This is a genomic window from Flavobacterium sp. AG291 (assembly GCF_003350375.1).
Classification (GTDB): Bacteria; Bacteroidota; Bacteroidia; order Flavobacteriales; family Flavobacteriaceae; genus Flavobacterium; species Flavobacterium suzhouense.
This window is the reverse complement of sequence record NZ_QQAR01000005.1, coordinates 30,510-55,442: the sequence shown is the minus strand read 5'-3', so window position 1 is coordinate 55,442 and position 24,933 is coordinate 30,510. Positions and strand designations below refer to the sequence as shown.

The window sequence follows — 24,933 nt, the reverse complement described above, 5'->3', positions numbered from 1 at the left end:
AGTACCTAAATTAACATTAACGTCTAAATAGAAATACTACAACTCCTTTTGGATAATTGGTTGAAATGACTCTTGTTGTAAAACTCTTGTTTAACAACTAAAAGCAGGGTTTATAGGGCTCACTTACGAACCATTTCATCTTTTGGATTGGAAGATGTTATGCGGCCGTAGCTTGTTAAAGCCTTGAAAAACGTTGTAATGGATGGTGGGTAATGTTAAATTTTAGTATGTAATGGGTTGGAAGCCATACTAATAATTAAGCGAGGCAAAAATATCTAAAAAACGAATACCGACCATAAACTTTAACATGGAATTTTGAATTTTTTCTGCGTTTTGTCGATTTAAGTGATGTTTTCATCGATTATTTTTAGCAAAAATGTGATTATTGCGAAAACGGTGTAGTTGTTGATTTGTAAAATATTTAAAAAATAGCTATTTGTAAGCTAATGGTTACGGTTTGGGCTAAAAATATATCTTTTGTAGGGGTTATGTAAAGGAGAATAGTATTGTTAAATAAAAAAACCGGTCTTAGTAATTTACTAAAACCGGCTGTATGAGATATTACACAAAACTAAAACTTAAACACAATATCCCATGAATGCTAAATCCTAAAAATTAATTAAAATCACTTTTAGATAAGACGTGAAAAAGAGAAAAGGTTGCGTTTTGTTTGTGTAAAGTGCTTTTTTAAGTTAGAATTTGATTGGTGTGAATGAGTATTCGACTCAATCTGATCGTTTTAATTGGCAGATTACTGAATTAAAATCCTGTTTTTGAACTTAGTTTGATGCCAATTTCAGGTTCATCTCCTCTATTTTCTATTTTTACTACTACTTCGTTCAGATTTTTCATTTCGAATCCCGGAGTAAAAGTCGTAAATTTAATTGGCGTATTTTCTTTTTCTGCTTTTTCAACAGATTTATCTGTGGTATAACAGATTGTAAATTTGCCATTTAATACATAACTATCAAAAAAATCATCTGACAGGCTAAAAGAGCTTCCTTCATAGTTAAGGCAACTATTCGGATTAAGGTGTATTATGTCTTTAAAGACACCTCTTCTTAATTGTTCAGGAGTTATGCTTTCAGCAGTTGCGGGATTCATAATGTAAACTCCGTCCGAATACAGATTTACTATTTCTAACTTTTTGGGATTACCGCAGCTAATGACTGCCAGCGCGACAAGTAATAAAATCGATTTAGATATATTTTTCATGTTGGATTGGTTTGGCATAAAAATATAAAAAAACCACCGCTCTCAGAGTAGCTGGTGGTTTTTTACAGAAAGAAACTTCACACAAATAGTAAACATTTTAAAGTGTGAATACCCTACCTTAAAAAGAAACTCCCCGTTATTTAGTGGAATAACGGGGAGCAAACATAAAACAAACAATTAATCTAAAAATAATCCGGAAGCCCGGATTATGCTATTAACGCCATCCCCCACCAAGGGCTTTATATAAGTTTATCAGGGCAAGTTGCTGGCGGTATTTTGTATCTACAAGGCTTAGCTCGCTGTTAAGGGCATTGCTTTTAGCAATAAGTACTTCAAGATAGTTTACCATTCCGTACTCTAATAGCTCATCCGAATAATCGGCTGCTTTGCCAAGCGCGTCTACCTGTTTTGTTCGAATTGTAATTTTTTTGGTTTCATTGTCATAGTTGGCAAGCGCATCGCTCACCTCTTTACTTGCGGTTAGCAGTGTCTGCTCAAAACGTACAAGAGCCTGTTCGTTTTGTGCTTTTGCAATTTCATAACGGGTACGTATTTGTCTTCCGTTCCATAAAGGCTGTGTTAAGCCGGTAACGATATTAGCGAAAAGCGAATTGGTATTAATCCAGTCTTTAAGCTCAATACTTTGTAAACCACCTGTAGCAGTAATTTTGAACTGAGGGTAAAAATTGCTTCGGGCCACATTAGTAAGCTCAAACGCATTGATAAAACCATACTCGGCAGCCACAACATCAGGGCGGTTTCGTAACAGTTGGGTAGAAACGCCTACCTGTAATGCAGGACTAAGCGTTTGGGCTTCAAGCTGACCGCGCTCAATGTTTTTAGCTGGTTCACCAAGCAATATGCTCAGTGAATTCTCTGTAAGCACAATATTGTTTTTAAGATCCTGAATGATAAGTTCAGTATCATATTGTTGTGCTTCGGTTTGCTTTACGCCAACTTCATTAACGGTTCCGCCATCTTTAAGGGCTTTCACCGCCTCAACACTCTGAATTCTGTTCTTTAAAGTTTCTTCCGCTATCTTCAATTGCTCATCCAGAGCCATAAGCTGATAGTAGTATGATGCGATAGAGGTAATAACCTGTGTTTTTACAACCTGATTAGCTGCAATGGTTTGCATATATGAAGCACTGAAGGCACGCTTGTTACTACGAATTTTGCCCCAAACATCAGCTTCCCATGCAAAGGTTCCGGTAAGCTGGTACTGGTCCAGATTGGTCGATCCGCCGGTTTGGCTCACAATACGGCCTATTTGGCTGTTTTTACTCTGTTCGATATGCGTCCAGTCAGCACCAAGGCTTAGCGTGGGGAAATAACCTGCTTTACCCTGTTTCATGTTGGCTTCTGCTGCCACTACGTTCTGGATTGCAAACCTGATATCATAGTTGTTTTGTAACCCTTTTTTAATATGTCCCTGAAGTATTGGGTCGGTAAACATCTTGTCCCATGAAATATCGGCCATGCTAATTGTGTCCTGAGATACTATTTCTGACCTGTACAGGTTTTCGGCCTTCATTTCCGGCCTTTTGTATTCTTTGGCGGCAAAACACCCCTGAAGGAGAATGCCGCTAAGAACCAGTGCTGCTATTTTATATGTTGATCTTATGAATTTCATAACTAATGCTGTTAATTAAGCTTCTGTATTTTCAGCAAGCTGATTATCTTCCGGTTGAGGTTTTGACGATATTTTTTCTTGTAGTGACTGGAATATTACGAACAGGATTGGAATTACAAATACTCCAAATACTGTACCTATAAGCATACCACCTACAGCACCCATACCTATCGACCTGTTTCCTACGGCTCCTACACCATTGGCAAGCGCAAGAGGCATCAAACCAAGGATAAATGCAAACGATGTCATCAGGATAGGTCGTAAACGTGCTTTGGCACCATCGATGGCTGCATCAACCAGACTCAGTCCTTGATGGCGTCGCTGGACGGCAAACTCAACGATAAGAATGGCATTTTTGGCGAGGAGTCCTATAAGCATGATAAGCGCTACCTGGAAGTAAATGTTGTTCTCTAATCCGGCAAGCTTAACAAAACCAATGGCTCCGGCAATACCCACAGGAAGCGATAATAACACGGCCAATGGAAGTATATAGCTTTCATACTGGGCACTTAACAGGAAGTATACGAATATTAAACTCAGTAAGAATACGCCTGCTGCCTGGTTACCGGCAATAATCTCTTCACGGGTCATACCCGAGAATTCATAGGTGTATGTTTTTGGTAAATGCTGTGCAGCAACTTCCTGTATGGCTTTAATCGCGTCTCCCGAACTGTATCCCGGTTTCGACTTACCGTTTACGTTTACTGCCTTAAGCATATTGAAACGTGCTACCGCCTCAGGGCCATAAATCTTTTTAAAGTCTACAAACTGGCTTATGGCTACCATTTGGTTGTTGGCATTGCGCACATAGATTTTATCGATAGATTTTTCATCGGCTCTTTGTTCCGGCTCTGCCTGTATCATTACACGGTATTGTTTACCAAATTTGTTGAAATCGGTAGTGTATAAACCGCCATAATAACCTTGCATGGTATTAAAGATATCGCTTACAGATACTCCTGCATCCTTAGCTCTTTCCACATTAATATCCATTTGGTATTGTGGGAAGCCGGGATTAAAGTTGGTTATGGCATACTGTATCTCCGGACGCTTCATTAATTCGCCCAGGAATTCATTACTTACCTTACTTACTGTAGCCCAGTCATCATCACCGGTATCCTGAATTTTAAGCTCAAAACCATCGGCAGAACCAAAGCCCTGTACACTCGGAGGTGTAAAGAATAACACTTTGGCATCTTTAAAACCAGCTGTACGGCCAAACAATTCACCTACAATGGCATCAACCGTCTGGTTAGGCTCGGTACGCTCTTTCCAGTCTTTTAGCTTAATTACGGCGAAGGCATACGAACCACCATTTACCCTGTTAAGCAAACTAAAGCCTACAATGTTCATCCTTGCTTCAACAAGAGGCATTGATGCCAGTATTGAATCAAGTTGGTTTACTGCAAGCTGTGTTTTTTCTACTGTTGTTCCCGGAGGGAGTGTAATATCTGCCATGATAATACCACGGTCTTCATTAGGGATAAATCCTGATGGCGTGGTAGTGAACAGGAAGTAAGTGATACCACAGAACACAATCAGTATAATTGCAGTAACCCATTTTCTTTTTGCAAGTCGTCGTAACGAACCTACATATTTGTTGTTCATAGCATCAAAACCTGAATTGAAAGCATCGAAGAAACGCTGTTTCAGATTCTTTTTGTGTCCATGATGGTCGTCATGTGGTTTCAGGAAAAGGGCACAAAGTGCAGGGCTCAGTGTTAATGCATTTACCGCCGAAATAAGGATGGATACGGCAAGTGTTATGGCAAACTGCTTATAGAATACCCCTGATGGTCCGTTAAGGAAAGATACCGGGATAAATACCGCTGCCATTACAAGCGTAATCGATATGATCGCACCCTGAATTTCGCTCATCGCAGAAAGGGTTGCCTTTTTTGCATCTTTTTCGCCTTCATCGAGCTTGGCGTGCACCGCCTCGACGACGACAATGGCATCATCAACCACGATACCAATAGCAAGGATCATAGCGAAAAGCGTAAGCATATTTATCGAGAACCCAAACAGGCTCAGAAAGAAGAACGTACCAATAATAGCTACCGGTACGGCAATTGCCGGAATAAGGGTAGACCTGAAATCCTGAAGGAACAGGAATACCACTATAAATACCAATATAAAAGCTTCTATAAGGGTAGAGATTACCTTATGGATAGAAGCATCAAGGAATATTTTTGTGTCAAACGGTACAACATAGTCTATACCTTCCGGAAAGTTTTTCTTAGAGCTTTCTAAAATACTGTTAACCTCGTCAATAATTTCATTAGCATTAGAGCCTGATGTCTGGAATACACCAATTGCCACACCATTCTGGCCCATCGCAAAGTTTTTCTGCCCGTAGTTAAAGGCACCAAGCTCAATTTTAGCTACATCGCCAAGGCGTACAAAGTTTCCGTTTCCGATCGCTTTTACTACGATGTTCTCATAGTCCTGTTCTTTGCTTAAACGGCCTTTGTATTTAATAACATATTCATATACACCTTCAGCATTTTCACCAAATTTACCCGGCGCAGCCTCAACGTTCTGCTCCTGTAATGCGGCCTGAATGTCTTTTGGTGCAAGGTTAAATGATGCCATTTTCTCAGGATCGATCCAGATACGCATCGAATAGTCTTTTGCACCAAATACGTTTACCTGTCCTACACCTTTTACACGTTGTAGTTTTGGTACAAGGTTAATCTTGGCGTAGTTTTGAACAAATGTTCCGTCATATTCCGGGTTTTTAGAGTATAACGCAAGGAACATAAGGGCACTCGTCTGGCTCTTAAGAGTGGTAACTCCAGTTTGAATAACGGCTTGGGGTAATTTACTGGTAGCTCTCGATACCCTGTTTTGTACGTTTACCGCAGCAATATCCGGGTTTATACCAAGTTCAAAGAATACACTGATGTTTGCCGAACCGTCGTTTGCAGCACTTGATGTCATGTAGGTCATTCCCTCAACACCATTGATCTCTTCTTCAAGAGGAATCACAACACTGTTAAGTACTGTTTCAGCATTCGCACCGGTATAGGTAGCGGTAACCTGAACAGTAGGAGGGGCTATTTCAGGATATTGCTCCACGGGTAGCGAAAGCAACCCAAGAACCCCTAAAATGGTTATCAGGATCGAAATTACGGTACTCAGTACTGGCCTTTCTATAAAAGTTTTTAGCATTAGATATTATTTTTTGGGAGTGTTTTGAGTAGATGCTTCTTTGGCTGCATCAGTGCTTTCCTGGGTGGTTGCTGCTGCGGCTTCGTCTTTTACCGGCTGAGGAACGATAGCCATGCCGTCTTTAAGTTTAGAGGCTCCTTCAACTACAATTACCTCTCCCGGTTCTACACCGCTTTCTATAATAAAGTTCAGACCTGATGTAGTTTTTACCTGTACAATTTTAGATTTTACTGTATTGTCTTTGTTTACAACATAAATCATTTGTTTACCCTGCATGTCAAATACTGCATTTTGAGGGACTTCAATTGCATTTTTAATAAGGATAGGCAGTAATACAGTTCCTTTACCGCCACTTCTTAAAACGGCTTGCGGGTTGTTGAATTCCGCCCTGAACTGGCTTGTACCTGTTGCAGCATTGGCAAGGCCCGAAGCAGCTGTAAGCTTTCCTTTTTCCTCATAAGTGCTGTCATCAACAAGGCGAAGGCTAACTGCAGGAGCATTTTTAATTTTTTCCTGAAGCGTAGCCCCTTTAAACTCGCGGCTGAAGTTGATCATTTGTTTTTCATTCATCGCAAAGTAAGCACGCATTACTCTCGTGTCAGACACTGTGGTAAGCGGAAGCTCACTGGTTGCGCTTGCAAGCGTACCCTCTTTGTATGGAAGCGTACCAATTACACCATCTACAGGAGAGGTAATTGTTCCGTAATTGATATTTGCTGTTACAGCGCTGTAAGAAGCTTTTGCCTGGGCAAGTTTGGCTTTAGCTGTTTCAAGCTGAACATTAGAGATGATTTTTCGATCTACAAGTGGTTTTAACCTATCTACCTCTACCTGTGCAGCAGCAACATTTGCTTTTGCAGCAGCAGCATCTTCGTTAAGGGTTTGTGTTTCGAGTTTAAAAAGTAGCTGGCCTTTGCGAACCTGCTGGCCTTCGTCAACATATATTTTTTGGATGAAACCGCTTACTTTTGGGCGTATTTCAACATTTTGCTGACCTTCAAGGTTTGCTGTATATTCTTCAAAAACTGTAGCGTCTTGTTGGGTTACTATCTGAACCGGAAAAGGCATTGGTCCTGCTGCGGGAGCCTGTTCCTGTTTCTTGCCGCATGATGCAATTATCAGTAGGGCAGAAACTGCGCCTAATAAAGATCTCTTTTTCATTTTGTGTACTTGGATTATTGTTCGTTTTTTGGATTGAGTTTATTTTCTGACTCTTTTTCTATCGTTTTAAAATCATCAATACTTTTTAAAATGAGCCTTTCCATTTCCGTAAGGTGCTCATTGTAAATCTTCACCATTTCTATTTCAGCTCTCGATTTTGGGCACGAAGATTTATCCCGGTAATTAGCCATTTTTTCAATGATCCCTTTTTCTAAAGCTATCATTTTAAGGTAATTGTTAAATCGCTCGCTAAATGGGGTTGGCTTATAGTATTTCTTTCTGTCACCGGGCTGTGTAAAGTAAGTTATCTTGCCCAGTTTGAGAAGAAGATTCAGGTTTGTAGATACCGAACTCTTACTTGCTCCCATGCGTTCTACCAGCTGGTCGAAAGTAACGTTGCTGCTTTTGGAATCGAGAATTAAATTTCCAAGAATTCTGGCTCCAAGGGGTGGTAAATGATGAGTGGTCTCAAAGAACACACCAAACAACTCCACCAATTCCTCGCGTTCTTTTGTTAAATCTGACATCTAATTTAAAATTTTTTTTGCAAATGTACTAATTAGTTCGTTTAGTTCGGTAACTGCCGAACTAAATAATTTTTAAAGAAAAGTTAAATTATTGATATCCAGTTTTAGGGAATTACAACTTTAACATTTTTGTCAAATGAAAAAGCCGCTCTTGTCAGGAGCGGCTTTTTGGCTATGAAAAATTAAAAACTATTCTATTTCAGACACCCTTAGGGTGTTTACCATACCTTTGTCTACAACCGGCATTGCAGCAAGGTTGATAAGGAAATCACCTTTTTCTACAAACCCTTTTTCTTTAGCGATTTGGTTAACATCTTCTACGGTTTCATCAGTGCTTGAGAATTTGTCGTAGTAGAAAGCATTAACACCCCAAAGAAGGTTAAGCTGCGTAAGTATGGTTTTGTTTGAAGTGAACACTAAAATATGTGCGCTTGGTCTCCATGCAGAGATCTGGAATGCAGTATATCCGCTGTTTGTAAGCGTACAGATACCTTTAGCCTTAATAACGTTAGCCATCGAAGCAGCGTGGTAACATATTGTTTTAGTGATAAAACGTTTCGTTCTTACCTCTGGAGAGTTTTGCGGTACAGTAATTAGCGGAGAATCTTCAACAGCTTCAATGATCTGTGTCATTTTCTCAATTACCTGAACCGGGTAGTTACCTACCGATGTTTCTCCTGATAGCATCACTGCATCAGCACCATCCATTACCGAGTTAGCAACGTCGTTAACTTCAGCACGGGTAGGAGTAAGGCTGGTAATCATGGTTTCCATCATCTGTGTAGCCACAATTACAGGTATACGTGCAGTTTTAGCACGGTTGATAAGCTTCTTCTGGATAAGCGGAACTTCCTGAGCCGGAATTTCAACACCCAGGTCACCACGGGCAACCATAAGTCCGTCACAAAATGCAACGATCTTGTCGATGTTCTCAACACCTTCAGGCTTCTCGATCTTAGCAATAATCGGAATTTTATGTGCGGAATGCTCTGCGATAAGATCCTGAAGTTCTTCAAGGTCTTTTGGTGTACGCACAAATGAAAGTGCAATCCAGTCTACCTGCTCTTTGATAGCGAATATGGCATCACGGATATCTTTTTGAGTAAGCGCCGGAAGCGATACTTTTGTATTAGGAAGGTTTACACCTTTTTTTGATTTTAAAGGGCCACCTTGTATAACGATAGTTTTAACCTCGTCGCGACGGTTTGTTTCAAGAACCTCAAACATAAGCTTACCATCATCAAGAAGGATACGCTCACCCGGATTTACATCGTTAGGGAATTCTTTGTAGTTCATATATACTCTGTCAGCAGTACCCGGTACATCTTCTGCAGTCTGGAAAGTAATGATGTCACCTCTGTTTACGATTACATCTTCTTTCATTACCCCAACACGTAGTTTAGGGCCTTGTAAATCGGCTAATATAGATGTATTGTAGCCAAACTCGTCATTCAGGCTTCTAATCATGTCTATACGCTCTTTAACATCGGTATAGTCAGCATGTGAGAAGTTAATTCGGAATACGTTTACACCTGCATCGATCATATCTTTCAGTACTTCCCTTGTACTGCATGCAGGTCCTAATGTGGCTACAATTTTAGTTTTTTTTCTTGTCGGCATTCTTTTTAAAAAATTAAATTGTTCTTAGATTTCAGTTTTTTGTGGTCAATAACATAGGCTGTGGCAATTTGTTTAATGCCGAGCAGTTTTTCTGCCACCTCGTCTGCTTCAAAAGAAGAAGGCATATTTTCAATTTTGAGCACATAATCTACTGTTTTGAGTTCGGGCATCAAAAAGACGCTGGTCTCAACCTGCAGTTCTGTGTCTTCAAATAAAGAAGTGGTGGTGTTGCTCTGTGTTCCTGTAATCCTGTTCCTGTTCTGGATCAGGTTCCAGGCACTGTCATTGCCGGGGTCTTCAAAGATAAATCTCGAAAAACAGCTTTCCCCTTCGTTAATGGTCACCCATATATCGTTTGGGCTCTTTTCAAGTAGTATAGATAATTCCCTGTTTATAAAATAAGCCAGCCTGTGGTCTTCAAGGGAAGAATGTATGGCAATCAATCCATAATCGACCGTAACAAAATCGTCAATCAATAATTTGTGAATAGCCATAGTGATACTCAAAAATAAGCCCGTAAATATACAATTTAATGTTAAGAAAAAACAGGCTGTTGGATTAACTTTCTGTCATTTTCTTCACGAAAACGTTTTAGTTTCCTAATAACTTGGCTTATTTTTTGTTAATTTTTTCCTGAAATGCAAAATATGCACGTTGCGATGCTTTCTCTTCTGCTTTCTTTTTAGAGGTGGCTCTGGCGCGGGCTATAATCTTTCCGTCAATCTTTAGTTTAACGGCAAAATGCTTTTGTCCTTCGGTGCCGTTATCTTCATAAATCTCATACTGAAAGGTCTTTTTCTCTTTTTGACACCACTCAATAACAAGGCTTTTATAGCTTATTACCTTGCCTTCAAGTTTAGGGATGTCTACATAAGGAGCAATTACTTTCTTATGGATGAATTTTTCGCAGTAATTAAATCCGCGATCCAGATAAATAGCGCCAATAAAGGCTTCAAAAAGATTTCCGTGTATGTTTTCGCCAAAATGCTGTGCCGATACTTTGCTTTCTACCCATTTTATAAGGTTAAGGTCGCGGCCAAGTTCATTAAGATGTTCGCGGCTCACAATTTTAGAGCGCATTTTGGTAAGGTAGCCCTCATCTCCTGTGGGAACCTCGTTAAAAAGATGGGCAGCAATAACCGATCCCAGCATGGCATCGCCTAAAAACTCGAGTCTTTCGTAGTTTATCGGGTGGCCGTTTTCGTCCTGTTTGTTGGAAGAACGATGGGTAAAAGCCCTGCGGTAGTGGGTAAGGTCTACCGGCTGAAAGCCTAATATTTTATTGAGTTCATCAAAAAAAATCCCGTCTTCCGGAGAAAGACGGGTATTTTTATTGAATATTTTTTTAATGATACCCATAGTGTAGTATTACAGGTCTAATTTTTTAACCAATACACAAGCATTGTGTCCGCCAAACCCGAAAGTGTTGCTCATAACCACTTTCATGTCTCTTTTTTGAGCTTTGTTGAAAGTAAAGTTTAGCTTAGGGTCTATGTTCTCATCATCCGTAAAGTGGTTGATGGTTGGAGGAACGATTCCGTGTTTGATAGAAAGTATCGAAGCTATTGTCTCTATAGCACCAGCAGCGCCAAGAAGGTGGCCTGTCATAGATTTAGTAGAGTTCAGGTTAAGTGTATAAGCGTGCTCGCCAAATACTTCCATAATAGCTTTAGATTCTGCGATATCACCAAGAGGGGTAGATGTTCCGTGCATATTTACACCGTCTACATCTTCAGGCTTAAGGCCTGCATCCCTAAGGCAGTTAAGCATTACATTACGTGCGCCAAGCCCTTCAGGGTGCGGAGCAGTAATGTGGTGAGCATCGGCGCTCATTCCGCCTCCGCCTACTTCGCAGTATATTTTAGCACCCCTTGCCACAGCGTGCTCATATTCTTCAAGAATAAGAGCTCCAGCGCCTTCACCAAGTACAAAACCTTCACGGTCTTTATCCATTGGTCTTGAAGCGGTTTTAGGGTCGTCATTTCTGGTTGAAAGAGCATGCATTGCGTTAAAACCGCCCATTCCGGCGATTGTTACAGCAGCCTCACTACCTCCTGTAACCATGACGTCTGCATGGCCAAGGCGGATGTAGTTAAAAGCATCGATCAATGCATTTGTAGATGATGCACAGGCAGAAACCGTAGTAAAGTTAGGTCCTCTAAGGCCGTATTTAATAGAGATGTGGCCACCTGCAATATCAGCAATCATTTTAGGGATAAAGAAAGGGTTGAATTTAGGCACTCCCGGTCCTTTGGCCCAGTTGATCACTTCCTCCTGGAAAGTTTCAAGGCCACCAATACCTGAGCCCCAAATTACACCGGCTCTGTCTTTATCTAAAGTGTCAAAGTCAAAGTTAGCGTCTTTAACAGCTTCATCCGTAGCAACAAGGGCATACTGGGCATATTTGTCCATTTTCCTTGCTTCTTTACGGTCTATAAAATCTTCAACGTTGAAATTTTTTACCTCACAGGCAAATTTAGTCTTGAAGTTAGTCGTGTCAAAATAAGTAATAGGGGCTGCTCCGCTAACACCGTTTATTAGGCCGTTCCAGTATTCTTCAACGTTATTTCCTATTGGTGTAAGTGCACCCAGTCCTGTTACTACAACTCTTCTTAATTTCATAAGGTCAATTTTATAGTTTCAAATTTAAAGAACAATACCCATGTACTCTATATCATAAGGTTAGAAAACATGGGCATTGATGATATTTTTTTATGAAAACACCCTGTCTTTAAGAGGTTCTCATGTTTTCGTGTGTGTTTGGCCTTAAATAGTTCAATAAATAATAACATCCATGTAATCAAGCACTACATGGATGTTTAATATTTATTATTTTTTTGCCTCTTCGATGTAAGAAATAGCCTGACCAACAGTAGAAATGTTTTCAGCCTGATCGTCTGGAATCTGGATGTCAAATTCTTTTTCAAACTCCATGATAAGCTCAACAGTGTCTAGAGAATCCGCTCCCAGATCATTTGTGAAGCTAGCTTCTGTTACAACTTCGTTTTCGTCAACACCTAATTTGTCTACGATAATCGCCTTTACTCTTGATGCAATGTCTGACATAATCTTTAATTTTAGAATTTAAATTGAATGGCAAAAATAAAAAACTTTATTTTAAAACCGCATCTTCGCTAAAAAATGTCGCACTAAATTAGAAAATTAATTTTAGAAATAGGTCAAAACGCCGTTATTTTGCAGGATATTAATGTGGTTATCACGTTGTAAAAATCTTTCCAGAAAATGAAAAAAATCATCCTTTTTGCTTCAGGTGGAGGCTCTAACGCAGAGCAGATAATGCAGTATTTCGACGAAAAAAAGCAATTTGAGGTGTCGGCGGTGCTTACAAACAATCAAAATGCCGGTGTAATTGACAGAGCAAAAAGCTATAATGTTCCGGTTCATGTCTTTGCTAAAGAGGAGCTGAACAATGGTAAAGTGCTTGAGATTGTAAATGAAATTAAGCCCGATCTTATCGTTTTGGCCGGATTTTTACTTAAGTTTCCTTCAGATATTATTGCTGCTTACCCTGATAAAGTGATAAATATCCACCCGGCACTATTGCCAAAATATGGTGGAAAAGGAATGTATGGTATTAACGTGCATCGTGCTGTTCTCGAAAATAAGGAGAAAGAAAGCGGTATAACCATACATTATGTAAACGATAATTATGATGAGGGTAATATTATTTATCAGCATACAGTAGTTGTAGAACATTGTACTACTCCGGAAGAAGTAGGCGAGCATGTACTCGCACTTGAGCATGAGCATTTTCCGAGGGTAATTGAAGGGATTTTAAATAAGCAATAATGAGGTGCTTATTAGTTCTTGCAGCGATGCTGCTTTTTAGCTGTAAAAAGGAAAAAATAAGCATGCGCATGCCTGAATCTCATAAGGTGGAAAAATGCGATACTGATTTTAATGTTTTCTTTGAAAAATTTTCAGCAGATAGTGTCTTTCAAAAACAGCACACCAAATTTCCCTTAAAAGATGTTAGTTGGAGTGAAAGCTATCCTGATCCTGAAACCGATGTTAGATATCTTGAGTCGAAAGATTGTTATTATTATGATTTCAGAAAAGATAAAGAGGCTTACAAGAAAGAGACTGATGCATATAATGTTGTAACTGAAAAGCGTAATGATACTATTTGTTATAAATGGGATGGTGTAGATAATGGAATATCTATGGAATTTAAGTTTGTAATGATTGATAATTGCTGGTATATGGTAGAGATGGTAGATATGTCAAATTAACTGAGTGTTTCTGTTGTCTAACTATCCAATAATCTAACTAATCTAAAATGAGTCACACCGTACATATATATACAGATGGCGCTGCCAAAGGAAATCCGGGTCCGGGAGGCTATGGCGTGGTCATGGAGCAGGTGGGGACCGGCTACCGCAAGGAATTTTATGAAGGCTTCCGCCTGACGACCAATAACCGTATGGAGTTACTTGCTGTAATAGTAGGTCTTGAAAAACTCTCAAAGCCCAATACTGCCGTGCTTGTAGTTTCTGATTCTAAATATGTGGTAGACTCGGTAACTAAAGGCTGGGTTTTTGGCTGGGAGAAAAAAGGCTATAAGGATAAAAAGAATCCCGACCTGTGGAAGCGCTTCCTTAAAATATACCGCCAGCATAAGGTAGACTTCAAATGGATAAAAGGGCACAACAACCATCCGCAAAACGAACGCTGCGATCAGTTGGCCGTTATGGCATCCACGCAGCCACAACTAAATGTGGACGCGTATTATGAGGATGAAGGACAGAAGCTATTATGATTTCTTAGTGTAATACGTTTTTTGTTTTTCTGCTGATAACTCAATTTTTCCTGTACTGTTCAGTTTTCCTTGTTTGTAGGTAACGATATTGGTTACAGTGTCACTTACTTTATTGATGCAATCATCATAACGTGCAGAATCGCAGGAATATATTCTGTAATCTTTACCTATCCTAAAATATTCATTGCATTCGTAGCAGGGGTCTGACCCACAAAGCCCGATTACGACAGGTTTAGAATCTATTGTTTTTCCGCTAAGCGTATATGTGGTAATTCTGGGTAACAGGCAGTCGGCAATATCAAAGCTGATTGTGGTTATGTATTTTCCGTTTGACGGTATTTTGCCATATATAAGTGTACTGTCATTAAGCATCTTCATGTTTGAATCGTCGATGCTGCATGGCTCGATATCAAGAGGTAGTCTGACTTCGGGGAATTTATCCAAGAACATTTGAAACTCGTCATTTGCCTGTTGTATTTCGATATTATTTTCTGAAGCGATTTCCGCTTCATTTGATTTTTCTTTTTGGCAGCTTATGAATAAAATGAGTAATAACAACAGCTTTATGTTTTTCATTTTAATTATTGAAGAGTGATGGCGCAAATATATTTAAGTTATAACGGCCTGACAAATGTTGTTGTAGTTTATTTCTTTTTCTAACCCATTGATTTCCTATATGTAACCATAATTTAATTTGATAATCAAAATCTTGTATGTATTGAAGATATAAATTATCTTTGCATCCTCAATTTCATTATCTTTTATGAACAAATTACTGATTGTAGGCTCGGTAGCTTTTGATGCTATAGAATCGCCTTTTGGCAAAACCGGAAAAATACTTGGTGGAGCCGGTATGTATATAGGTTTTTCAGCATCATTTTTTAAAGTTAAATCGGCCGTAGTGTCAGTAGTTGGTGAGGACTTTCCACAGGAATATCTGGATCTTTTTACGGAAAGGAATATCGATATTTCTGCACTTGAAGTGGTTAAAGGTGGTAAAACCTTCTTTTGGAGCGGTCGCTATCACAACGATCTTAACTCACGCGATACCCTTGTTACAGAACTAAACACCCTTGCTGATTTTAAACCGGTAGTTCCTGAAAACTTTAAGGATGCCGAAGTGGTTATGCTGGGTAACCTGCACCCTTTGGTACAGATAAGTGTTCTTGACCAGATGACGGTTAAGCCTAAACTGGTAGTTCTTGATACTATGAACTTCTGGATGGACTGTGCACTGCCTGAACTTAAGGAAGTTATCAAGCGTGTAGATGTAATTACAGTAAATGATGAAGAGGCACGACAGCTTACAGGCGAATATTCACTTGTGAAGGCTGCGGCTAAGATACAAGAGATGGGGCCTAAGTTTGTGGTAATCAAAAAAGGGGAGCATGGTGCTTTACTTTTCAATGATAAGCAAATATTCTTTGCGCCGGCACTTCCGCTTGAAGAAGTGTTTGACCCAACAGGAGCAGGTGATACCTTTGCCGGAGGTTTTGCGGGGTACATTGCGCAAAGCGAAAACATCTCGTTTGAGAACATGAAAAATGCAATTATATATGGTTCTAACATGGCTTCTTTCTGTGTAGAGAAGTTTGGGCCGGAGCGAATGATAAACCTCACAAAAGAAGAGGTTCTGGATCGCCTGCAACAATTCAGGGCGCTGACGCAGTTTGACATCGCGCTTGAAAACGAATAAAGAAAACTTAAGCCCAATTGCGGGCTTTTTTTAATAGGAAATACAACAACAACACACAACACACTATTATGAGTGACGCTTTAAAACATGAATGCGGTATTGCGCTGTTAAGATTATTAAAGCCATTAGAATACTACAAAGAGAAGTACGGAACTGCTTTTTACGGGATACAGAAAATGTACCTGCTTATGGAAAAGCAGCATAACCGCGGACAGGATGGTGCTGGTTTTGCGAGTATTAAACTTGATGTTGAGCCGGGTCAGCGCTACATTAGCCGCGTAAGATCTAACCAGCAGCAGCCTATACAGGATGTGTTTAAGCAAATCAATGAGCGTATCAACGAAGAGCTTACTGCACACCCTGAATATAATGATAGCGTAGCGGCACAAAAAGAGAACCTGCCATATATAGGAGAAGTTTTCTTAGGTCACGTTCGTTACGGAACTTTCGGAAAAAACAGTATTGAGAGTGTTCACCCGTTTCTTCGCCAGAATAACTGGATGCACCGTAACCTTATTGTTGCCGGTAACTTTAACATGACTAATGTTAAGCAGCTTTTTGACAGCCTTGTTGAACTTGGTCAGCATCCTAAAGAGCTTGCCGATACGGTAACGGTAATGGAAAAGATAGGTCATTTCCTTGATGGTGAGGTTGCCGATCTTTACCAGGATTGTAAAAACGAAGGTTATACAAAACAAGAGGCTTCGGCTATCATATCTGAAAGATTAAACATTGCTAAGATACTTAAACGTGCTTCTAAGCAGTGGGATGGTGGTTATGCAATGGCTGGTCTTATAGGTCACGGTGATAGTTTTGTGTTCCGTGATCCTGCAGGTATCCGTCCGGCATACTACTATCAGGATGATGAGATTGCTGTTGTAGCCTCTGAAAGACCTGTTATCCAAACTGTATTCAACGTTCCGTTTGAGAAAGTACAGGAACTTGAACCGGGTCATGCTATCATCGTTAAGAAAAGCGGTAAGGTATCGGTAGAGGAAATTATCCCTGCACTACCTAAAAAAGCATGTTCTTTTGAAAGGATTTACTTCTCAAGAGGTAGTGATGCTGAGATCTATCAGGAGCGTAAAGACCTTGGTAAGCTTGTATTGCCACAGGTGCTTGGGGCTATTGAAGATGATACCGACAATACCGTGTTCTCATTTATTCCTAATACTGCCGAAACGTCGTTCTACGGAATGGTAGAGGCAGCTCAGGATTTCCTTAACCAGCGTAAGAACAAACATATCCTGGAGCACAGGAATACACTTACTGAAGCGACACTTGAAGAACTTCTTAAGGTTAAGATCCGTACTGAAAAGATTGCTATTAAAGACGCTAAGCTGCGTACGTTTATTACTGAAGACAGCAGCCGTGACGACTTAGTGGCTCACGTATATGATGTTACCTATGGTGTTATTAAACCACAGGATAACCTTGTTATTATTGATGACTCTATTGTTAGGGGAACTACTCTTAAAAAGAGTATCCTGAAAATGATGGACAGGCTTTCGCCAAAACGTATCGTTGTGGTGTCGTCTGCGCCACAAATCAGGTATCCTGACTGCTATGGTATCGATATGGCTAAGCTTGAAGGTCTTGTTGCTTTCCAGGCGGCACATGAGCTGTTGAAAGAAAGAGGCATGGCTCATATTGTTGATGAAGTTTACCAAAAATGTAAAGCACAGGAGAACCTTCCGGATACAGAAGTGGTTAACTATGTAACGGAGTTCTATGCGCCATTTACAGATCAGGAAATCTCTGATAAGATTGCTGAAATGCTAAGTTCTGAAGGTATTAATGCTGAAGTGAAAATTATCTTCCAGAGTGTTGAGAACCTGCATAAAGCGTGCCCTAAAAACCTTGGTGACTGGTATTTTACGGGAGACTATCCTACACCGGGTGGTAACCGTGTTGTAAACAGGGCTTTCATCAATTTCTACGAAGGAAACGACGCAAGAGCATATTAAAAATACGCGTTAACGAGTTTTAATGCCGTTAATCGTAAAATATTGTGAGGAATAATTCTACAGTATACATTTGCGCCTGAAAATAGTATTAGTAAATTAATTTTTACGGTATTTTTGGGGGCAAAGAAAGGGAAAGCAATATTGCTTTCCCTTTCTTATTTTATAGACGTAGTGTTTTTGATGCTTCCAACTGCTTAATATTCTATTAGTTAAAAAGTAAATGTTAAAAAATGCAGTTTGTCGGGAATGATGGTATTTTGTCGATTTTGTGTGCAGTTGGTCTAAAACAGTTGTGTGAGTTTTAATTATATTCTATGTTTACAATAGAAAATAGCATTAGTAAATTAATTTTTACGGTATTTTTGGGGGCAAAAAAAGGGAAAACAGCAATGTTTTCCCTTTTTTATTTCACGTTTGTTATTATTTAAATAGTAAATAATTTTAAACATAAAAAAAAACGGATGCAAACTGCATCCGTTCCTTATAGACTATATTGAAGTCTTATTTTTCAAGAGCGTAACGTCTTGCAACTTCTTCCCAGTTTACTACATTAAAGAAAGCCTCGATATAATCAGGTCTTCTGTTTTGGTAGTTTAGGTAGTATGCATGTTCCCATACATCAAGACCAAGGATTGGAGTGCCTCCGCATCCTACTTCCGGCATAAGTGGGTTGTCCTGGTTAGGAGTAGCGCAAATATCAAGTTTACCACCTTTTTGTACACAAAGCCAAGCCCATCCTGAACCAAACTGTGTAGTTGCAGCTTTAGCAAATTTAGCTTTGAACTCAGCGAAAGAACCAAAAGCAGCATCGATAGCAGTTTCTAGTTCTCCTGTTGGCTCTCCACCTCCCTTAGGAGAAAGGATAGTCCAGAAAAGGTTGTGGTTGTAGTAACCTCCACCGTTATTTCTTACTGCTGCGTTAGAAGCGTCAAGGTTTATTAATATGTTTTCTATGGTTTTGCCTTCTAGATCTGTTCCGGCAATTGCTGCATTCAGGTTTGTTGTATATGCATTGTGATGTTTAGTATGGTGTATTTCCATAGTTCTGGCATCAATATGTGGCTCCAGGGCATCATATGCATAAGGAAGTTTAGGTAATTCAAAGGCCATAATTTCCGTATTTTAAAAGATTAGTATTAATTTTAAATCCAAATTTACAGTATTTAAGGTTTACAATAAATAAGAATTTGTTATAATTTAAAACTTTAAACTATAAACAACTCATTATAAGTGCATAAAACTGCTTTTTCCATATATAATGCTTCGGCAGGTTCGGGCAAGACCTATACCCTTGTAAAAGAGTATTTGCGTATACTTTTGCAAAGTCCTACCGATGATGCTTACCGAAAGATTCTGGCTATAACCTTTACGAATAAGGCGGTTGCCGAGATGAAAGGCCGTATCATTATGAATCTTTCCGATTTCTCTAAAGATGAACCTGGGTTGAGGGCAGAAGCATTAATGAAGGATTTGTCAGCAGAGACTGGTTTATCCGTTGCAACCATCAAAGATAAGTCGAGGTCTATAATTAAGAATATTATCCATAATTATGCTTCTTTCGATATTTCTACTATCGACAGGTTTACGCATAAAGTGATACGTGCTTTTGCACATGATCTTAACCTTTCTGTGTCATTCGATGTCTCCCTGGAAACGGATATTTTGTTGCAGGAAGCGGTTGATGCCATTATTGCCAAAGCAGGAGAGAACGATGTGCTTACATCTTTATTGGTAGATTTCTCACTTGATAAGACTGATAACGATAAAAGCTGGGATGTTACCCATGAGCTTTTTGAGACGGGTAAGCTGTTAATAGATGAAAATAATCGCAATGAGCTCAATCAGTTTAAGGATAAAACTATCGAGGAGTTTATATATATTAAGGAGAAGCTCAGGCAGTCAGTTGAGAAATATGATGAGGAAAATGTAGCTATAGCTAACGAGATGTTTGCGATGCTGGAAAGCCGGGGCATAGATTTAAAATCATTTTCAAGGGGTACTTTTCCTAATCACATAGGCTACATAAGGGATGGCGTGCTGCAAAGCACCCATAAAAAGTTTTATGAGTTTGACGATGTACAGATAAACAAAACAGCCAAAGACCGTGAAATTATTGAAAGCATAATCCCGGAACTTCTTGGGCTGTTGCAAAAGGCATATAAGAATTATGAGAAACGTAATTTTTATCAGGCTTTCTTAAAGAATATTACACCGCTTTCACTGCTTAATTCTATTGGGCAGGAACTGGAACGTATACAGAAGGAGCAGAATGTACTTTCGATATCGGAGTTCAATGCTATTATTCATAATGAAATTCAAAACCAGCCTGCTCCTTTTATATATGAGCGACTGGGTGAGCGCTACCGCCACTTTTTTATTGATGAGTTTCAGGACACCTCACAAATGCAATGGAACAACCTTGTTCCGTTGATTGATAATGCGCTCTCATCTGAAGACCTGATGGGTGATCGCGGCACACTGATGGTAGTGGGTGATCCTAAACAATCTATTTATCGTTGGCGCGGAGGTAAGGCAGAGCAGTTTATTGAGCTGAATAAAGAGCACAATCCTTTCTCAAATCCGGATAAGGAGATACTGAATCTTGGAACTAACTTCAGGAGTTACTCACAAGTTATCGACTTTAATAATGAGTTTTTTAAAGTGCTCTCGGGCGAATTTGAAAATGAAGATTATAAAGCTATGTATGTTGCCAGCGGGCAGGAAACCAATGCAAAAGAGGGTGGCTATGTGAATATTTCTTTTATACCCGAAATTCAGCAGGATGCCGATGAGGAAACTGATAAAGATACACTGTATCTTGAAGCTACTCTAAGCGCCATCAAAAAAGCTTTATCCAATGGCTTTAATTATAGAGATATTGTATTGCTTACGCGAAAGCGAACTCCAGGGGTGCTTTTGGCAAACTATCTTACGGAACAAAACATACCTATACTATCATCTGAAACATTGCTTATAGAGAATGCAACAGAGGTTAAGCTCATTGTTAACTTGCTTCGTTACCTTAAAAGCAATGAGAATATTGAGGCTAAGGCGCACTTTTTATATTTTGCGGCAAGCAATCAGGGTGATATTGCCATTCACGACTTTATTGCCGAGGGTATGGCACAGCCTACGGAAGAACATCTGGAGAACTGGCTTGGACTTCATGCCATAAACATATCGTTTAGGGATTGTCGCAAGCGTTCGCTGTATGAAGCAGTTGAAACCATAATAGGTGCTTTCCTGAAAAAGAAAAGCAATCAGAGTTATGTACAGTACTTTCTGGACCTGGTACTGGAAAGGGATATGCGAACCCAGTCGGGGATTGCTGATTTTCTGGATTATTGGGATAAGAATGGTTCCAAATTCAGTATACCATCGCCGGAGGGTAATGATGCTGTGAGGATTATGACTATCCACAAGTCTAAAGGGCTTGAGTTTCCTGTTGTTATTTTTCCGTTTGCCGAAGAAGATTACAGCCGATCTCCACGAAGTAAAATGTGGCTTGAGCTGGATGATACTACATTTGAGTTTCAAAAAGCACTTGTAGACAGCAATAAAAGCGTGGCTGAATATGGTGAAAAAGCATCGGAACTATATTTTGTCAAATCGCAGGAAGAGTTGCTGGATAATATCAATATATTATATGTGGCACTTACCCGTGCCGAGGAGCAATTGTACATAATATCGGGCAGGAATTTTACGAGCAAAGGAGAATTGACCAATAATATGTCGTCATATTTTATTAAATACCTGATGCAGAAGCAACGGTTTGATGCTAATGTTACGGAATATGAATTTGGTAATGCAGTAAGGCTTTCTCCTGAAGAAAAAGAAGAATCGCAGCAGCAGAATATTAAGGTGGTTGGTGAAAGATTCAGTCCTCGGGGTGTAAAGATCGCCCAGCGCGAATCGCTTATGTGGGGGTCTGACCGGCTTAAAGCAATTGAATTTGGTAATGTAATGCACGAAATTTTCTCTTTTATAAGAACGGAACATGATATACCGATAGCTTTGGTAAAGGCGGTTGAGGATGGACTTATTGTAAAAAGCCAGCAGGAAGAGGTAGAGAAAACACTCAGGGCTGTAATATTCCATCACGAGTTGAGGGAATTTTTCGCGGAAGACAACATTATATATAATGAGCAGAGTATTATCCGTCAGGATGTGCAAACCATAAAACCTGATAGGGTAGCGATAAAAGGAGCTTCTGCTTTGCTTCTGGATTATAAGACAGGAGCGCATCAGTCTAAATACGAAATGCAGCTCGCTTCTTACCAACTGGCATTAGAAGAAATGGGACTCGCAGTAATTAAAAAAGCACTCGTATATATAGGTGATGATATAAATGTGGTAAATTTGACGTGATTTTTTGAGAAAACAATAATCTATAAACTTAAACGACATAAAAATGTACGGAAAGATCAAAGAGCATTTAACAGCTGAACTGGAAACCATAAAAGAAAATGGTCTTTATAAGAAGGAGAGAATTATTGCTTCACCACAGGGAGCAGAGATAACTTTAGATTCAGGACAGAAGGTGCTGAACTTTTGTGCAAATAACTACCTGGGGCTTTCGTCGCATCCTGAGGTGATACAGGCGGCTAAAGATGCGCTTGATACCCATGGATTCGGAATGTCATCAGTGCGTTTTATCTGCGGTACTCAGGATATTCACAAAGAACTTGAAAAAGCAGTAGCCGATTTTTACGGTACAGAAGATACTATATTATATGCCGCCGCTTTTGATGCTAATGGGGGTGTTTTTGAACCATTATTAGGAGAAGAGGACTGTATTATTTCTGATAGCTTAAACCATGCTTCTATTATTGATGGAGTTCGCTTATGTAAAGCGGCACGTTACCGATATGAAAACAATAATATGGAAGAACTGGAACAGCAGCTTATTAAGGCTACTGAGGCAGGGCACCGTTTTAAACTTATCGTGACTGATGGTGTGTTCTCTATGGACGGCCTTGTAGCGCCTCTTGATAAGATATGTGATCTTGCTGATAAATATGATGCCATGGTTATGGTAGACGAGTGTCATGCTGCAGGCTTTATAGGAGCAACTGGTAAAGGTACACTTGAAGCTAAAGGGGTAATGGGCAGGGTTGATATTATTACCGGTACTTTTGGTAAAGCGCTTGGCGGTGCCATGGGTGGTTATACTACAGCAAAAAAAGAGATAATCGAAATACTAAGACAACGCTCAAGACCATATTTGTTTTCAAACTCGCTGGCTCCATCAATCGTTGGTGCTTCGCTAAAGGTTTTTGAACTGCTTAAAAAAGACACTACACTTAGGGATAAGCTGGAATGGAATACAAATTATTTTAAAGAAGGAATGAAAAAAGCAGGTTTTGACATCATCGATGGTGACTCTGCGATCGTTCCTGTAATGCTTTATGATGCAAAATTGTCGCAAATCATGGCGGATGAACTGCTGAAAAAGGGTATTTATGTAACAGGATTCTTCTTTCCGGTGGTTCCAAAGGGCAAAGCGAGGATAAGAGTGCAGCTTTCTGCGGCTCATTCTAAGGAGCATTTGGATCATGCAATAGCTTCATTTTCAGAGGTTGGGAAATCGTTAACTATAATTTAACGACTTTTTAGCCCTTAACGTAGGATAAATTTTAATAAAACGTTTTGCTGTTCAATTTTAACAGAGTAAATTTGTCTACATATAACCTTTGTAATTAAATAAAGTATGAAACATCTTAACAAACTGTTCGTTGCTGCACTTATGGCACTGAGCTTGAATGCACAGGCGCAGGACGAAGACAACCCATGGTCAATTGGCTTTGGTGTTAATGCGGTTACTACCCGTTTTGGCGCGAGCGCTGATTTCACAGACAATTTTAATAAGTATTTTAAAGTTTCAGAGTGGAATATCCTTCCGTCTGTTTCTTACATCAATGTGTCAAGACACATCGGAAACAACTTCTCAGTAGGTATTACAGGATCGGTTAACAAAATCGATGAAGTATATCTGGATAACCCAACTAATACTCATGACATCATGAGAGTTGGTGTTGATGATCTTACTTACTACGGAGCTGACGCTATCGTTAAGTATAGCATTTTACCAAAAAGCTGGTTTAACCCATTCGTTCACATTGGTGGAGGTTATACTTGGTTAGATGAGCAAGGTAACGGTACTGTTAACGGAGGTCTTGGTATCAACTTCTGGTTTACTGAAAACGTAGGTCTTACTGTACAGTCTACTTACAAACATTCATTCGAAGACCAGGCTGAGGCTAACGTTCCTAGACACATGCAACATTTTGCTGGTCTTACTTTCAAATTTGGTGGTAAAGACACAGATAAAGACGGTATCTATGATAAAGATGATGCTTGTCCTGAAGTTGCTGGTCTAAAAGAATTCCAAGGATGTCCTGATACTGACGGTGACGGTATTCCTGATAAAGATGATTCTTGTCCAGATGTTGCTGGTCTTAAAGAATTCAACGGATGTCCTGATACAGATGGTGACGGTATCGCTGATAAAGATGATGCTTGTCCTGAAATAGCTGGTCCTGCTAGCCTAAAAGGATGTCCTGATACAGACGGTGACGGTATCGCTGATAAAGATGATAAATGTCCGGATGTTAAAGGTCCAAGAGAAAACGGTGGTTGTCCATGGCCAGATACTGATGGTGATGGTGTACTAGATAAAGATGATCTTTGTCCTAACGTAAAAGGTACAGCTGCTAACAAAGGATGTCCTGAAGTAACTGAAGAAGTTGTTAAAAAACTGAACGATTACGGTAAAACTATCCTATTCAACAGTGGTAAATCTTCATTCAAAGATGAGACTATTCCGGTACTAGAGGCTATGAACGCTATCTTTAAAGAATACCCTCATGCTAAATTTATCCTTGAAGGTCACACTGACAGCGACGGTAGCAACGCACTTAACCAGACTCTATCTGAAAACAGAGCTGCTGCAGTTAAAACTTGGTTAGTAGAGCACGGTATCGCTGCTGACAGACTTAGATCAGTTGGTTTCGGTGAAACTAAACCAATCGCTTCTAACAAAACTGCTAAAGGTAAAGCACAAAACAGAAGGGTAGAAGTTAAACTTATCAAAGAATAAGGATAACCTACCAAAATAAATACAGTAAACGCTCCCATATCGGGAGCGTTTTTTTATTTTT

Annotated in this window: 20 protein-coding genes; 8 read left to right on the top strand and 12 right to left on the bottom strand. The window is 39.6% G+C overall.

The features are described 5' to 3' along the window. Positions 1-759: 759 nt before the first annotated feature. The 10 genes from DEU42_RS07115 to DEU42_RS07070 all read right to left on the bottom strand — a co-directional run bounded on the left by DEU42_RS07115 (position 760) and on the right by DEU42_RS07070 (position 12,396). Positions 760-1,215, bottom strand: coding sequence for a hypothetical protein (locus tag DEU42_RS07115; protein WP_114757603.1), 456 nt, complete (start codon positions 1,213-1,215; stop codon positions 760-762). Positions 1,216-1,429: 214 nt separating this feature from the next. Then, positions 1,430-2,848, bottom strand: coding sequence for an efflux transporter outer membrane subunit (locus DEU42_RS07110; RefSeq protein ID WP_114757602.1), 1,419 nt, complete (start codon positions 2,846-2,848; stop codon positions 1,430-1,432). A 15-nt stretch (positions 2,849-2,863) separates the two neighbouring features. After that, entirely contained in the window at positions 2,864-6,022 is a 3,159-nt protein-coding gene (locus DEU42_RS07105; RefSeq protein ID WP_114757601.1) for an efflux RND transporter permease subunit, read from the bottom strand. Between the two features lie 6 nt (positions 6,023-6,028). Further along, entirely contained in the window at positions 6,029-7,183 is a 1,155-nt protein-coding gene (locus DEU42_RS07100) for an efflux RND transporter periplasmic adaptor subunit (protein ID WP_114757600.1), read from the bottom strand. 14 nt (positions 7,184-7,197) lie between these two features. Next, positions 7,198-7,710 carry a GbsR/MarR family transcriptional regulator gene (locus tag DEU42_RS07095; protein ID WP_114757599.1) on the bottom strand — a complete coding sequence of 171 codons (513 nt, stop codon included), beginning with the start codon at positions 7,708-7,710 and terminating at the stop codon, positions 7,198-7,200. A gap of 189 nt (positions 7,711-7,899) precedes the next feature. Then, positions 7,900-9,330, bottom strand: coding sequence for a pyruvate kinase (gene pyk, locus DEU42_RS07090; protein WP_114757598.1), 1,431 nt, complete (start codon positions 9,328-9,330; stop codon positions 7,900-7,902). Between the two features lie 5 nt (positions 9,331-9,335). After that, the gene (locus DEU42_RS07085) at positions 9,336-9,824 is read right to left on the bottom strand and encodes an IPExxxVDY family protein (RefSeq protein ID WP_114757597.1); all 489 of its coding nucleotides are present in this window, start codon (positions 9,822-9,824) and stop codon (positions 9,336-9,338) included. 118 nt (positions 9,825-9,942) lie between these two features. Then, on the bottom strand, positions 9,943-10,689 hold the full coding sequence (gene rnc, locus DEU42_RS07080; protein ID WP_114757596.1) for a ribonuclease III: 747 nt from the start codon (positions 10,687-10,689) through the stop codon (positions 9,943-9,945). Between the two features lie 9 nt (positions 10,690-10,698). Continuing rightward, a complete protein-coding gene (gene fabF, locus DEU42_RS07075) occupies positions 10,699-11,952 on the bottom strand; it encodes a beta-ketoacyl-ACP synthase II (protein WP_114757595.1) in 1,254 nt (417 codons plus the stop codon). 207 nt (positions 11,953-12,159) lie between these two features. Continuing rightward, on the bottom strand, positions 12,160-12,396 hold the full coding sequence (locus DEU42_RS07070) for an acyl carrier protein (RefSeq protein WP_019037482.1): 237 nt from the start codon (positions 12,394-12,396) through the stop codon (positions 12,160-12,162). 177 nt (positions 12,397-12,573) lie between these two features. Between DEU42_RS07070 and DEU42_RS07065 the strand changes: the two genes are divergently transcribed. From DEU42_RS07065 to rnhA, 3 genes are read left to right on the top strand one after another with little or no spacing between them, the layout of a single operon-like run. Beyond that, positions 12,574-13,140 (top strand): phosphoribosylglycinamide formyltransferase, encoded by a 567-nt coding sequence (locus DEU42_RS07065; RefSeq protein WP_114757594.1) that lies wholly within the window; start codon positions 12,574-12,576, stop codon positions 13,138-13,140. Next, positions 13,140-13,583, top strand: coding sequence for a DUF4348 domain-containing protein (locus tag DEU42_RS07060; protein ID WP_114757593.1), 444 nt, complete (start codon positions 13,140-13,142; stop codon positions 13,581-13,583). The genes DEU42_RS07065 and DEU42_RS07060 overlap by 1 nt, the downstream gene beginning before the upstream one ends. Positions 13,584-13,630: 47 nt before the next feature. Then, positions 13,631-14,110, top strand: a complete 480-nt coding sequence (rnhA, locus tag DEU42_RS07055; protein ID WP_114757592.1) for a ribonuclease HI — start codon at positions 13,631-13,633, stop codon at positions 14,108-14,110. Here rnhA and DEU42_RS07050 read toward each other — a convergent pair. Next, a complete protein-coding gene (locus tag DEU42_RS07050; protein WP_114757591.1) occupies positions 14,105-14,686 on the bottom strand; it encodes a hypothetical protein in 582 nt (193 codons plus the stop codon). The genes rnhA and DEU42_RS07050 overlap by 6 nt on opposite strands. A 187-nt stretch (positions 14,687-14,873) precedes the next feature. On the opposite strand from DEU42_RS07050, the gene DEU42_RS07045 reads away from it, so the two are divergent. Both DEU42_RS07045 and DEU42_RS07040 read left to right on the top strand, forming a co-directional pair. Further along, entirely contained in the window at positions 14,874-15,806 is a 933-nt protein-coding gene (locus DEU42_RS07045) for a PfkB family carbohydrate kinase (protein ID WP_114757590.1), read from the top strand. Between the two features lie 68 nt (positions 15,807-15,874). Next, complete coding sequence (locus tag DEU42_RS07040) at positions 15,875-17,773, top strand: amidophosphoribosyltransferase (protein WP_114757589.1); 1,899 nt, start codon at positions 15,875-15,877, stop codon at positions 17,771-17,773. Between the two features lie 501 nt (positions 17,774-18,274). Here the strand turns inward: DEU42_RS07040 and DEU42_RS07035 are convergent. After that, entirely contained in the window at positions 18,275-18,883 is a 609-nt protein-coding gene (locus tag DEU42_RS07035; protein WP_114757588.1) for a superoxide dismutase, read from the bottom strand. Between the two features lie 120 nt (positions 18,884-19,003). Between DEU42_RS07035 and DEU42_RS07030 the strand changes: the two genes are divergently transcribed. The 3 genes from DEU42_RS07030 (at position 19,004) to DEU42_RS07020 (ending at position 24,872) form a co-directional block, all read left to right on the top strand. After that, the gene (locus tag DEU42_RS07030) at positions 19,004-22,141 is read left to right on the top strand and encodes a UvrD-helicase domain-containing protein (protein WP_114757587.1); all 3,138 of its coding nucleotides are present in this window, start codon (positions 19,004-19,006) and stop codon (positions 22,139-22,141) included. A 43-nt stretch (positions 22,142-22,184) separates the two neighbouring features. Next, positions 22,185-23,378 carry a glycine C-acetyltransferase gene (gene kbl, locus DEU42_RS07025; RefSeq protein WP_114757586.1) on the top strand — a complete coding sequence of 398 codons (1,194 nt, stop codon included), beginning with the start codon at positions 22,185-22,187 and terminating at the stop codon, positions 23,376-23,378. Positions 23,379-23,483: 105 nt separating this feature from the next. Then, positions 23,484-24,872: an OmpA family protein gene (locus tag DEU42_RS07020; RefSeq protein WP_114757585.1), complete on the top strand. Its 1,389-nt coding sequence runs from the start codon at positions 23,484-23,486 to the stop codon at positions 24,870-24,872. Positions 24,873-24,933: the final 61 nt, after the last annotated feature.